The 12,064-nt window shown below is 61.7% G+C and carries 16 protein-coding genes and 1 tRNA gene; 7 read left to right on the forward strand and 10 right to left on the reverse strand.

Going from position 1 to position 12,064, the window contains the following annotated elements; all coding sequences use genetic code 11:
- Nucleotides 1-203 precede the first annotated feature (203 nt).
- The gene (locus tag AB8B02_RS09805; RefSeq protein WP_439063822.1) at nt 204-461 is read right to left on the reverse strand and encodes a hypothetical protein; all 258 of its coding nucleotides are present in this window, start codon (nt 459-461) and stop codon (nt 204-206) included.
- Nucleotides 462-473: 12 nt separating this feature from the next.
- On the reverse strand, nt 474-716 hold the full coding sequence (locus AB8B02_RS09810; protein WP_184516379.1) for a hypothetical protein: 243 nt from the start codon (nt 714-716) through the stop codon (nt 474-476).
- A 70-nt stretch (nt 717-786) separates the two neighbouring features.
- Here AB8B02_RS09810 and coaD point away from each other — a divergent pair, with 70 nt between their 5' ends.
- The 6 genes from coaD to tgt all read left to right on the forward strand — a co-directional run bounded on the left by coaD (nt 787) and on the right by tgt (nt 5,152).
- Nucleotides 787-1,284 (forward strand): pantetheine-phosphate adenylyltransferase, encoded by a 498-nt coding sequence (gene coaD, locus AB8B02_RS09815; RefSeq protein WP_089264449.1) that lies wholly within the window; start codon nt 787-789, stop codon nt 1,282-1,284.
- Nucleotides 1,285-1,325: 41 nt separating this feature from the next.
- A complete protein-coding gene (locus tag AB8B02_RS09820) occupies nt 1,326-1,895 on the forward strand; it encodes a peptidylprolyl isomerase (RefSeq protein WP_089264448.1) in 570 nt (189 codons plus the stop codon).
- A gap of 5 nt (nt 1,896-1,900) precedes the next feature.
- A complete protein-coding gene (locus tag AB8B02_RS09825) occupies nt 1,901-2,344 on the forward strand; it encodes a hypothetical protein (protein WP_439064619.1) in 444 nt (147 codons plus the stop codon).
- Nucleotides 2,320-2,787, forward strand: a complete 468-nt coding sequence (locus tag AB8B02_RS09830) for a peptidylprolyl isomerase (RefSeq protein WP_116663619.1) — start codon at nt 2,320-2,322, stop codon at nt 2,785-2,787. The genes AB8B02_RS09825 and AB8B02_RS09830 overlap by 25 nt, the downstream gene beginning before the upstream one ends.
- 152 nt (nt 2,788-2,939) lie before the next feature.
- On the forward strand, nt 2,940-4,022 hold the full coding sequence (queA, locus tag AB8B02_RS09835; RefSeq protein ID WP_439063823.1) for a tRNA preQ1(34) S-adenosylmethionine ribosyltransferase-isomerase QueA: 1,083 nt from the start codon (nt 2,940-2,942) through the stop codon (nt 4,020-4,022).
- Entirely contained in the window at nt 4,019-5,152 is a 1,134-nt protein-coding gene (gene tgt / locus AB8B02_RS09840) for a tRNA guanosine(34) transglycosylase Tgt (RefSeq protein WP_439063824.1), read from the forward strand. Before queA ends, tgt begins: the two co-directional genes overlap by 4 nt.
- Before the next feature lie 99 nt (nt 5,153-5,251).
- On the opposite strand, the gene lpxD is transcribed toward tgt, so the two are convergent.
- Complete coding sequence (gene lpxD, locus AB8B02_RS09845) at nt 5,252-6,295, reverse strand: UDP-3-O-(3-hydroxymyristoyl)glucosamine N-acyltransferase (protein WP_439063825.1); 1,044 nt, start codon at nt 6,293-6,295, stop codon at nt 5,252-5,254.
- Between the two features lie 443 nt (nt 6,296-6,738).
- Entirely contained in the window at nt 6,739-6,954 is a 216-nt protein-coding gene (locus tag AB8B02_RS09850) for a hypothetical protein (RefSeq protein WP_068730943.1), read from the reverse strand.
- Between the two features lie 344 nt (nt 6,955-7,298).
- On the opposite strand from AB8B02_RS09850, the gene AB8B02_RS09855 reads away from it, so the two are divergent.
- Complete coding sequence (locus AB8B02_RS09855) at nt 7,299-7,538, forward strand: BrnA antitoxin family protein (RefSeq protein WP_068730761.1); 240 nt, start codon at nt 7,299-7,301, stop codon at nt 7,536-7,538.
- Nucleotides 7,539-7,560: 22 nt separating this feature from the next.
- Here AB8B02_RS09855 and AB8B02_RS09860 read toward each other — a convergent pair whose 3' ends face one another.
- From AB8B02_RS09860 to AB8B02_RS09885, 6 genes are all read right to left on the reverse strand, one after another.
- Nucleotides 7,561-8,991, reverse strand: coding sequence for a caspase family protein (locus AB8B02_RS09860; RefSeq protein ID WP_439061585.1), 1,431 nt, complete (start codon nt 8,989-8,991; stop codon nt 7,561-7,563).
- Nucleotides 8,992-9,120: 129 nt separating this feature from the next.
- The gene (locus AB8B02_RS09865; protein WP_175367010.1) at nt 9,121-9,999 is read right to left on the reverse strand and encodes a DMT family transporter; all 879 of its coding nucleotides are present in this window, start codon (nt 9,997-9,999) and stop codon (nt 9,121-9,123) included.
- A 221-nt stretch (nt 10,000-10,220) separates the two neighbouring features.
- A complete protein-coding gene (locus tag AB8B02_RS09870; RefSeq protein WP_349768808.1) occupies nt 10,221-10,718 on the reverse strand; it encodes a hypothetical protein in 498 nt (165 codons plus the stop codon).
- A gap of 22 nt (nt 10,719-10,740) precedes the next feature.
- Complete coding sequence (locus tag AB8B02_RS09875) at nt 10,741-11,100, reverse strand: hypothetical protein (RefSeq protein ID WP_068730757.1); 360 nt, start codon at nt 11,098-11,100, stop codon at nt 10,741-10,743.
- Between the two features lie 189 nt (nt 11,101-11,289).
- Nucleotides 11,290-11,877 carry a formyltransferase family protein gene (locus AB8B02_RS09880; protein WP_439063826.1) on the reverse strand — a complete coding sequence of 196 codons (588 nt, stop codon included), beginning with the start codon at nt 11,875-11,877 and terminating at the stop codon, nt 11,290-11,292.
- A 73-nt stretch (nt 11,878-11,950) separates the two neighbouring features.
- Nucleotides 11,951-12,025: transfer RNA gene (locus tag AB8B02_RS09885), tRNA-Lys, on the reverse strand.
- Between the last annotated feature and the right edge of the window lie 39 nt (nt 12,026-12,064).

Consider the following 12,064-nt stretch of genomic DNA (forward strand, 5'->3'; position numbering starts at 1 on the left):
TCACGGGACTCGCGCTTTCACGATCGCGCTTAACCAGCAGTCTGCGACGTTGCGTCGCGAATTGCTATGAAATTAGTTGAAGTAGTTGTCGCGAGAATTTCACTGAACTATGTATCGCGCGCGGTGGAGGAGTGTAGTTCAATTGCCCGGATTGAGTATCAGTACGCCCCCCGGCTCTGGCCGGGGACGGTATTCTTTGCCGCTTAGCGACGCTCGGCGGTCACGAGGCGGACTTCGCGGACAGTGATCGTCTTGCTGGCTGCGTTACGCAGGCAGGAGGCCTCGAAGTTCGGCCAGGCCTGCTCGGAGCAGTTGCGACCTACCGTGTGGATGTCCAGACGGTCGGCCTTGGCGAGGGCCACCGGCACCGACGCCTCGACCTTCGGGGCAAAGCCCGGCAGAACGGTGAGGGCGGCTGCAATGAAAGCTGCGACGGCAACTGCTGAGAGAGTCTTGATCATGACGGTCCCCTGTCATTCGGGCCGTTTTGGCCCGGTTTGTTTGTCGCTTCCTGTGCTTGCCTGATTAATCAGGCCCGGTTTCAGGAAGTTGTCGTGTCCGGGCAAAGTGGTTTCATCCGGCCCGGTTTGTGTTTCGTCCGTACGCGCATGACGACACATGAGGCTCGAAAGCCCAATGTTTTCAATATCGTTGCTGCGTACCCAGTAGACGCGCTGACCCGGCATCCGGTTCGAGCCCTGTCCGAAAATAAACATCGGCCCTTCGGCCCCAGCGGGCGGAACCAAGTCGGCTTGCGGCTCGAACGGGGGCGGGGTAGGAGGGGGAATGCCCCGTATCGCGCTTTATCCCGGTTCATTCGATCCCGTCACCAATGGCCATCTCGATGTGGTCCGCCATGCCGTTGGCCTGTGCGACAAGCTCGTGGTCGCCATCGGCGTCCATCCTGGCAAGAAGCCGCTGTTCTCGACGGACGAGCGGCTGGAGATGGTGAAGCAGGTGTTCGGACCGCTGGCCTCAGCCGCCGGCTGCGAATTCGACTGCACGACCTATGACAATCTCACCACCACACTGGCGCAACAGATCGGTGCGACCATCATGATCCGTGGGCTGCGCGACGGCACCGATCTCGATTACGAGATGCAGATCGTCGGCATGAACGAGACTATGGCGCCGGATGTGCAGACGGTATTTCTTCCGGCCTCGGTGAGTGTCCGCCCGATCACCGCCACACTGGTCCGGCAAATCGCCGCCATGGGCGGCGACGTTTCGGCTTTCGTCCCGGACGCGGTTGCCAAGAGCCTCAAGTCCAAATTCGCCGCTTAATCAAACGCCGGCTGACCGGCTTTCTCTGATCCGGAGTTTCCATGATCCGTATAGTCGCACTTGCTGCCGCGCTGATGTTCGCGGCTCCCGCTTTCGCGCAGGCTCCGGCAGCCCTTCCGGCTGGCCTCGACAAGGCCAATTCGGTCGTGATCGACACGACCAAGGGCCGGATCATCATCAAGCTGCGCACCGATATCGCCCCGCAGCACGCCGAGCGCATCAAGCTGCTCGCCCGCGAAGGCTACTACAACAACGTACCGTTCCACCGCGTGATGGACGGCTTCATGGCGCAGACCGGCGATGGCAAGAACTTCAACGGCACCGGCGGATCGAAGTATCCGAACCTGAAGGCCGAATTCTCGCAGGTGCCGTACAAGCGCGGCGTTGTTGGCATGGCACGTGCCGGCGATCCGGATTCGGCCAATTCGCAGTTCTTCATCATGTTCGCGGAGGGCTCGTCGCTGAACGGCAAATACACCGTGGTTGGCGACGTCGTCGCCGGCATGGACGTCGTCGACAAGCTCAAGAAGGCGCCTCCCGGTTCGGCCAGCGGCGCCGTGACCGACCCTGACAAGATGGTCAAGGTTCAGGTCGCTTCCGACATCAAGTGAGCATCATGATGCCGCGATGCAGGGTGATTGCTCTGCTCGCGGCATTATTGCTGTCTGGCGTCCTTCAGGCGCATCCGGCATCGGCTCAGTCTGACGCCGTGAGTACGCTGGAGGGCATGTTCGGAAGGCTGAAAGTGTGCTGGCATCCGCCCGCCTTGCCGCGCGGCCATCCGGGCATGGAGATCACGGTACTGTTCAGCTTCAAGCGATCCGGTGAACTTCTCGGAAGGCCGCGAATTACCTTCGAGACGCCGGATGCCTCCGAGGCCGACAGCGTTGCCTACCGAACGGCTGTGATGGAGACATTGCAACATTGCACGCCGATGCCATTTACCGGGGGCCTGGGCGACGCGGTCGCTGGACGCCCCTTCCGAGTGCGGTTTGACGACCGCCGAAACCAACCCAAACCAGTAGAGAGACGAGCATGGCTGTTACCGAGAATACTTTGATCCTTGAAACCACCCAGGGTCCCGTCACCATCGAGATGCGCCCGGATCTGGCCCCGGGCCATGTCGCCCGTATCAAGGAGCTCGTGCGCGAAGGCTTCTACGACGGTATCGTCTTCCACCGTGTCATCGACGGCTTCATGGCGCAGACCGGCTGTCCGCAGGGCACCGGCACCGGCGGTTCGGGCAAGAAGCTGAAGGCCGAATTCAATAACGAGCCGCATGTGCGCGGCACGCTGTCGATGGCCCGCGCGGCCAGCCCGGATTCCGGCGACAGCCAGTTCTTCATCTGCTTCGACGACGCGTCGTTCCTCAACAAGCAGTACACTGTCTGGGGCAAGGTCACCGAAGGCATGGAGAACGTCGACAAGATCAAGCGCGGCGAGCCGGTGCAGAACCCGGACAAGATCGTCAAGGCCACCATGGCTGCTGACGCGGCTGCCTAAGTTAAGCTCCTCCCTCACGTTCGTCATGCCCGGGCAGCGCGAAGCGAACTTCGCTAGTTGTCCCGGGCATCGACGTTTTATAGGCATCAACACCAAGACGTGGATGGACGGGACGAGCCCGGCCATGACGGAGTGGGAATAACTACAAACCCATGCGTACCGATATCTTCGATTTCGAACTTCCCGCCGAGAACATCGCGCTGCGGCCTGCCAGCCCGCGCGACGCCGCGCGGCTACTTGTCGTTCAGCCGGGTATCGGCGTGCAGGATCATGTCGTATCGGATCTGCCGACCTGGCTGAAGCCCGGCGATCAGCTGGTCGTCAACGACACCAGGGTTATCTCGGCGCAACTCACCGGCCGTCGTATTGGCCGCGAGACCGAACCGAAGATCGATGCGACGCTGATCAAGCGCCTCGACAATTCGCGCTGGCAGGCGCTGGTACGGCCTGCAAAGAAGCTCGTCGAAGGCGATACGGTGCGCTTCGGCAATGAAGGCCGCGTCTGCCTGCTCGGACATCTCGACGCTCAAGTCGAGCACAAGGGTGATGCCGGCGAAATCATCTTCTCTTTCTCGTTTCACGGCCCGGCGCTGGATCAGGCGATCGCTGAACTCGGCGCGCCGCCGCTGCCGCCTTACATCGCCGGAAAACGCGCTCCGGACGAGCGTGACACGGCCGATTATCAAACCATGTTCGCCGCCAATGACGGCGCCGTCGCCGCACCGACGGCGGGACTGCATTTCACGCCGGCACTGGAAGCCGCTCTGAAGGCGCGGGGCGTCGGCCTGCATCGCATCACGCTGCATGTCGGAGCAGGGACGTTCCTGCCGGTGAAGGTCGACGACACCGCCGAGCACAAGATGCATTCCGAGTGGGGTACGATCTCGCGCGCAACGGCGGATGCGTTGAACGCAGCGCATGCGGCCGGCGGACGCGTGGTTGCCGTTGGCACGACCTCAATGCGTCTGCTGGAAAGCGCGACGTCCGAGGACGGCGTTATTCATCCATTCGCCGACGAGACTGCGATCTTCATCACGCCCGGCTATCGTTTCCGCGCCGTCGATATCATGCTCACGAATTTCCATCTGCCGCGTTCGACGCTGTTCATGCTGGTCTCTGCCTTTGCCGGCATGGATACGATGAAGCAGGCCTATGCCCATGCCATTGCGACCGGCTATCGTTTCTATTCATACGGCGACGCCAGTCTGCTGTTTCGGGACACACGCAATCAATGACCGTCGCCAATCATTTTGAACTGCTGCGCACTGACGGCACGGCACGCAGGGGCCAGCTGACAACGCCGCATGGTGTGGTGCGCACACCGGCCTTCATGCCGGTCGGCACGCTCGGTGCGATGAAGAGCCTGCACTGGCGCGACGTGCGCGATGCCGGTGCAGATATCGTGCTGGGCAATACCTACCATTTGATGCTGCGCCCCGGCGCAGAACGCGTCGCGTCGTTCGGTGGCCTGCAGAAATTCACCACCTGGAACGGTCCGATGCTGACCGACTCCGGCGGTTTCCAGGTGATGTCGCTGGCGCAGCTCCGCAAGGTGACGGAGCAGGGCGTCACGTTCCGCTCACATATCGACGGTGCGAAGTTCGAACTGACCCCGGAACGGGCCATCGAGATCCAGCGGCTGCTGAATTCGGACATCGCGATGCAGCTCGACGAATGCGTGCGGCTGCCCGCCGAACACGCCGACATCGACCGCGCCATGCAGCTGTCGCTGCGCTGGGCCGAACGCTGCAAGCGCGCCTTCGAGACGGCGCCTGAAGGCTATATGCTGTTCGGCATCGCACAGGGCGGAGATGTGCCGGAACTGCGCCGCGCCAGCGCGCAGGGGCTGATCGATATCGGCTTTCATGGCTATGCGATCGGCGGTCTTGCCGTGGGCGAACCGCAGGCGGTGATGCTGGCGATGATCGAGGAGGTGGTTCCGATCCTCCCCTCGGACCGGCCGCGTTATCTGATGGGTGTCGGCACGCCGGATGATATGCTGGAAGCGGTGGCGCGCGGCGTCGACATGTTCGACTGCGTGATGCCGACTCGTAACGGCCGCCACGGCATGGCCTTCACACGTCACGGCCAGATCAATATGCGCAATGCGCGGCATCAGGACGATCCGCGGCCGCTGGACGAAGAGAGCACCTGGCCGGCCGCGCGAGACTATTCGCGCGCCTATCTGCATCATCTGGTGCGATCAGGTGAGACCCTCGGCGCGATGCTGCTGTCTGAAATCAACATCGCCTATTACCAGAGCCTGATGCAGGGTATCCGCGCAGCCATCGAGGCCGGAACGTTCGAAGAGTTTCGGGCGCATACGCGTGAGGGCTGGGCACGCGGCGACATTCCGCCGCGGTAACCAGAGGTCAACTAGGTCGCCTTCACCGGTTCCGACTTCACCGGCCAGTCGATCATCCGTGCCTCGGCCGGCAGCCAGGTCCGGTGGTTTGCAGGTTCATCAATCGTTTGTCTCGCGGTCACCGGCCGCAAGCATTTCCATGGCCTTGTATTGCCGGAAAAACCTGCGGCTGGGCCGGGCTGGAAATCCTGCCCATCGCTCTCCTGCGGGCACGTCGCGCGTGACGCCGCTTGCGCCGGCTATCTGTGCGCCGTCGCCGATTGTCAGATGAGGAGCAATTCCAGTCTGGCCGCCTATTGCAACAAAACTCCCGAGAGTTGCGGACCCGGCAATTCCGACTTGCGCGGCGATGAGGCAGTGCCTGCCAATCGTCACGTTGTGGGCGACTTGTACGAGGTTATCGAGCTTCGTGCCTTCGCCGATAAACGTGTTACGGGTCGACCCGCGATCGATGGTCGTGTTTGCGCCTATTTCGACGCAGTCCTCAATAATGACGCCTCCGACCTGGAGAATTTTTATATGTCCGCCTTTGTCGGGCACGAATCCGAAGCCGTCCTGCCCGATCGATACGCCTGGATGGACAATGACGTGATTGCCGACGGTTGCGTGCGCAATGATAGCGCCGGCGCCGACTGAGCTATGGCTCCCGATGGTGACGTCTGGACCGATCACGACGTTTGACCCGATATAAGTGCGTTCACCGATCCTGGCCCGGGGACCGATCACTGCGCCGGGATCGATGGTAACCCCGCAATCGATGATGGCCGAAGCATGAATCGTCGCGTTTGGAGAAATGCCGTCGGTCTCGAAAAGTGACCCTGGGATAGCCGCCCCTGGATAGAGCAGGGCGAGGATTCTCGAGTAAATCAAATATGGCTGAGGTGTCACAAAAGAGTAGGTCTCCTTTGGAACGGACGCGCTGAAGCGCGGGGAGACGAGACAAGCGCCCGCATTCGTCTGCCTCAAGGCCTCAAGATACTTGTGATTGTCCATATAGCTCAGCTCGCCGCGACGCGCTGTCTCTAGCGCTGCTCCAGCCGAAATGAGGAAATCCTTTGTAACAAAAAGTAAGCCCGCGATGCCCGCGACCTCACTTGCAGCGATCGTGCGCTTAGGCACGAAGAAGGGAATTTGACCGGTCATGACCGACTCCAGTGCGGGTATCCCCTCGACCCGAGAGACGGCCTCTCCGCTGTAGGCCCGACAGCTGGTTAGCACGGCTTGGGAACGTCAGAAATGGCGAAGGTGTGACTGCGGCGTGGTCGTTACTTGGTGCACGCGTGACGGTGCAAATCGTTTGCGCAGATTGCTGACCTTGACGCGTGCCGATGCTGCGCCGACGCGGACGCCGGTCGAGACGATATGCTGAGCCTCGGCGCGAGCGGCTGCTTTTGTTTGGAGCGTCAATGACGCATGGGCGATACTGGCTGCGTTCGCCTTACTGGGCGTTTGGGTTGTGCCATTTGCGTGGAAGGCAGCCCTCGACGGGCAAGCAGAGGCACGGTGAATGTGATAGTCACAATCGGTGACTTCCTCGGATCGCGGAGCAATCCAAGATCGGTTCACGCGGGTCGGCGCGAACAGCGCTAGTTGCAGACCGTCCGGCGAAAGGCGTGCTTGGTCACAAAACCATAGCCGCATGTATCGCAGGTCCAGAGATAGCTGACGACGTCATCGGTGAGAAAGGCCGACGCCTCGGCAGCAATCATCGAGTCGGCACAAACGGGGCAGGTCGGAAGATCGCTGCCACGCGGCGCGGGATGGGACGTTTTGGTCGTACGGACTTCAGCTGATGCTGACATCGTGACCTCCTTCGTCGTCTCATCGGACATGACACGATCCTAATCCGATTTGTTTGACCGTGTCGCAACACAAATGCGTTGCTTTGAAGTTTTTTAAGTCAGCGCATGTTTGCGCCGCAGCGCGGTCACCTTTGTGCAACGCCACGTGCGTCACGGAGAATGCGCCTGTTACGATGAATGACATTTGTAAAATTTGCTGACATTGCCGGTCGTGCAGCAGAGGCGAGTAGCTGCCACATCGCGCCCTTGTGTGGACGCATCTTCGGCGAGACCGTGGAAGCGATTGTGCAGCCGCTCAGCGGGCGCTATCTGTCGACGGCAATGTTGGAAGGAATCTGACCGAGATGGCACAGCCCCCGCGACGCCCGCGCACGCTCCAGGATGCCCGCACCGAGGCGGAGGCGGCGTTCAAGAAGACGACCACCAAACCGGTCGAGGCACCGGTCGCTAAGGCCGCCGTTCCCGGCGTGCGCGAACTGGTGTCGCTGCGGATCGATCAGGACGTGCTGGAATATTTTCAGCAGGACGGACCGGGCTGGCAGGACCGCATGAACGACGCGCTGCGCAAGGCGGCAGGCAAGTAAGCTGCCGCTTTAGGTAGCGGGCCTAGCGGTTGAGGAAGCCGCCAACCACGCCGCCGATGAACCGGCCGGGACCGGCGGGATCGATGGCCGGGGCGGGGGCGGGCGCAGCCTGGCGCCGGACCACGGGCGCTTCCTCATAGGTCTGCTGTTGTACCTGGCGGCGCACCGGCTTCGGTGCGGGTGCCGGTTCCTCCTTCAGCGCGACGACCTCGGTGAGTAGTGCGGCATGCTGCACCTTGTTGAGATAGCCCGACGTCGGGTAACCGCGTGCCGCCTGCCACCGCGTGATCACGCCACGGGTCCCGGCATCGAAGCTGCCGGTCGCCTGGGTGTCGAAGCCAAGGCCATTGAGGCGGCGCTGCACGTCGCGCCGCTTGACCTTGTCGAGGCCGATCTTGTCCTCGGTGAGCTGGTTGGCTTCCTCGGTAAACACGGCCTTGTCGACGCCCGGCGCAGCGGTACGCGGCGCGGTGGCGGCTTCCTGTAGCGCGGCGATACGGGCGAGGGCGAGCGGCTTGAACTGGCCGTTCGGGTACATCGAGATGTAGGCGTTCAGTTCCTCCGGCCGGTTGGAGTCCTTGATCGAGCGCCAGAACTCAAGCTCGACATCGGAGCCGGCGGTGGCCGCCGCGGGCATGGTGGCGGTGGGGCTGGCCGCGGCAACGGCGACCTGCGCCTGCACGTCCGGATTGAGATAGACTGCGCCGATCAGATTGGTGTGGCCCCAGGGCAGCTGGCCTTTGTTGGTTTCGTCCTGCACCTGTGCGCGCACTTTCGTCATCGCCTGCTGGATCTCGGCGCCGGGCGTGGTGATGTTGTTGAGCAGCGCGCGGGTGAACGGGCTGTTGCTTCCACTCTTGCCGTCGAGGGCGGTCTGGCCGGGGCTGGTGGCGAATGCGATCAGCGTGCCTTCGCCGGATTTCATCTCCGCAAGGCCGGACGACACCGCGACGCTGCGCGTGGCAGATCCGCTGGAGCGGATCTTGGCGGCAAACGGATTGTCGCGGCAGGCATCGAGGAATACCAGCTTCACCTTGGCATCGCCCATGGTCTGGTCGAGGGTGGTCTCGACATTGATCGCTGCGCCGAGCTTGACGTCCATCTCCGACTTCAGATTGGCATCAATCGGCAAAAGGTAGTTGATGTTGTTCACCGAGATACCGTGGCCGGCATAGAAGAACACCGCGACATCGGCGCCCTGCGCCTTGCGGCCGAAGTCGAGCAGCTTTTCGGTCATGCCGTCGCGCGTCAGGTTCGATCCTTCGATGACGTCGAAGCCGACATTGCGCAGCGCGCTGGCCATGGCCTTCGCGTCGATCGGCGGGTTCGGCAACGGATCGACATTCTTGTAGCTGCCATTGCCAACGACGAAAGCGACGCGCTTGTCGGCAAGCGCTACATCCGCGCTGAACAGGATGGACAGCGCAGACAGGGCAAAAGCGAAATGGCGCACGATACGATCTCCCCCACGAATCCGGTCATTCGACCCTAGACACATTGGGAAAAGTACCAATTGCGGGCGTGCGCCAAAATGTCGAGACACGCACTCGGAGAATAAAATCGAAAAAGGGAACCCGATGCGTCAGGCCGCCGCACGCACCGGCGGTCGATCGGTACTGAGCAGGTTCAGCGTGTTGCCGGCGAGAATGAGAGCTGCGCCGAGCAGTGTGAACATGTCGAGCCGTTCAGAGTATAGTAACCATCCGATGGTGGCACTGAGTGGTACGCGCAGAAAGTCCATCGGCACGACCACCGTCGCATCGGCATAGAGCATCGCGCGCGCCATGCAGAAGTGAGAAAACGTCCCGCAGAAGGCGACCACGACAAGCCAGCCCCAGACATAGGCCGATGGCCACTGCCAGGAGTATAGCGCGGGGAAAACGCCGGCCACCGACTGCACCACGATCATCCAGAAGATGATCTTCAGCGCGCTGTCCGTGCGCGTCAGTGACTTGATCAATGTGATCGAGATGCCGAAGCCAAACGCGGCGGCTAGCGCAATCAGCTGACCGGGATTGACGACGCCCGTGGTCGGGCGAACGATGACGATCACGCCGATCAGGCCGAGCACGATGGCGACGATCTTCCAGAGCGTCATGCGCTCGCCGAGAAAGAACGCCGCCATGATCGCGATCCAGATCGGCATGGTGAACTCGATGGAGACGAGCTGGCTCAGGGGAATGAGCGTGAGTGCGTAGAACCAGCCGAGCTGCGCGCCGTAATGCACGAGGTTGCGCGACACATGCGCCAGCGGCCGTGTGGTCTTCATGGCGCGAAAGCCGCCGTTGAAATACAGGATCGGCAGCAGCATGACGAAGCCGAAGACGGACCGGATCTCCATCACCTGGAAGACATTGAGTTCGCGCAGCGTCTCGCGACCGCCGATGGCGACGAACAGCATCAGAAGCAGCCAGCCGGACATCCACAGCGCGGCGCGGGCCTTCGACGGGGGGCGATCCATAATCCCTGAGAACCAGTTTCTTGCGCTGCAATGATTCACGCAGCGGTGTCAGCCTTAGAACTGGCTCTATCGGCGACATCGCCGGGCTTTGCAACGGACGAATCCGGTGGGGCTGCGTTGCGAGAGATCGTGCGGACGCTCTCAGGCAGAGGATATATCGGCAAAACAAAACCCCGGCTGTTTGAAACAACCGGGGTTCGAATTCCAAACGTGCGGAACGATCAGCTGCGGCTGAGCGAAATGCTGGCGCCCCTGAACTGGCCTTCGGAGGTGATCGAGACCTGCTGCTTGTTGCCGGTCGTCGTCAGGATCAGCTTCGCGCTGAAGGCTGGCGAGGAAACGTCAACATTGAACTTGCCGGCGGTTGCCCGACCCTCGAGCGACCCTGTCACGCCGCGGGTCGTCTCAGCCCAGCTGCCAGACAGCTCGCCGCCTCTGGACTTCACGTCGCTCTTCAGTTCGAACTTGTAGCTGTCGCTGGCGCAGAGCAGGGACTGGTTCAGTCCCGCGCCGTCGCCGCTCACGGCATAGGTCGCCTTGCAGCGAATGCGCTCCTTGGAGCCGTCCTCGAGCGAGATCGTCCCGTTACCCGACCATACTCCGGCCATACCGGCGAACGGCGCTGACTGGGCATATGCCGACGCAGACGTCAGACCGAGCGTGGCGCAGAGCACCGCCGTCCGAACGAGCGAACGCGGAGAGGTCGAGGTAGGCATCATGGGGAGCATTCCTGGTTGGGGATTACTGACGCGAAGCTTCCCACCGGCCGCTGCAGGGGACGCCGCCCGAGGCGCCGTTCCACTTGCCCGATCCGGTGTTGCCGGACAACTGGCCGTTGGCGAAAGCAGGTCCGATCGACACGCGCACGGTGCCTTCGCGGCCAACCTTGCCGTTGACGTCGGCGCCGGGCGCAGTGATGCGGCCTTCGGTGACGGTCAACGGATAGCGAGCTGTCGGCTCGCAGCTGCCGGTCTTGGTAACGATGGTCACATTCCAGAGCCCGTCATAGGCATTGTCGGCTGCGAATGAAGGAGCCGAAATCAACGCTGCGCTGGCAATCAGCGAAACGGACAAGGCGGAACGGATGCGGTCAAAACGCATTGAATCAAATCCTCGATGTTGTGATGGCCACCTTATTGGGGGGTAATGTGTCCAAAATTTGCTGCGTTGCCGCATAGACCCAAAACAACTCACGGGATGCAAGCCGCGACGGGCAAATTGGTTCCCTTTATTGACAGATTTGGTTGATTCGGGCGGGTTCCGGCGCCTTTTTAACCATTTTTGAGGCTTCTAGGCCAGTTTTGGCGCATTGGTTGCGAATTGCTCGTCCTGGTAGGTTGCGGGCAAGCGCTTGTGGACAGTCGCGAAGTCCACGACCTCGCCGAGCAGCTTGAGGCCCAGCGGCGCCAACGCGCGCTCCCAAAGTTCGCGAGCGGTTTCGCCTTTTTTCACGAAGCACCATTCCTGCGCGGCGATGGCGCCACCGTCCATGACATCGGCAAGGTGATAGATGGTGCCGCCGGCGATCGGATCGCCTTCCTTGATGGTCCATTCCACGGCAGCGATGCCACGGTGACGGGGCAACAGTGACGGATGGTAGCCAATGCCGCCAAGGCTGGCTGCGGCGAGCGCATCCTTGCCGATGCGGGCGTGGCTGTGCGCCGTGATGATCAGCTCGGTGCCCTCGGCGATCTCGGAGGCCACGACGAGCTTCGGATTGGCCTGGACTGTCACCGGGATGCCGGCAACCTTGGCGGCTGTGGCGAGACGGTCCTCGGCATCTGCAACCACCACGGACGCGATCTCGACGTTGTGGGTCTTCAGCATATCGAGGGTCGTGACGCCGAAGTGTTTGGAGCCGACGAGGGTAATCCGCATGTTCGATTGTCCGGTGTTCAGAGGCTGAGGATGGTGTGAAAACCGGAAGTTCCGGCGTGGCTCATTGCGGCGATGGTGGGCGGGGAGGGGATCGAACCCTCGACCAGTCGATTAAAAGTCGAATGCTCTACCACTGAGCTACCCGCCCTAAAGTGCCGTATTGACGAAGCTAAACGGAGGAAACCGA

The organism is Tardiphaga sp. 862_B3_N4_1 (genome assembly GCF_051811085.1).
Lineage (GTDB): Bacteria > Pseudomonadota > Alphaproteobacteria > Rhizobiales > Xanthobacteraceae > Tardiphaga > Tardiphaga robiniae.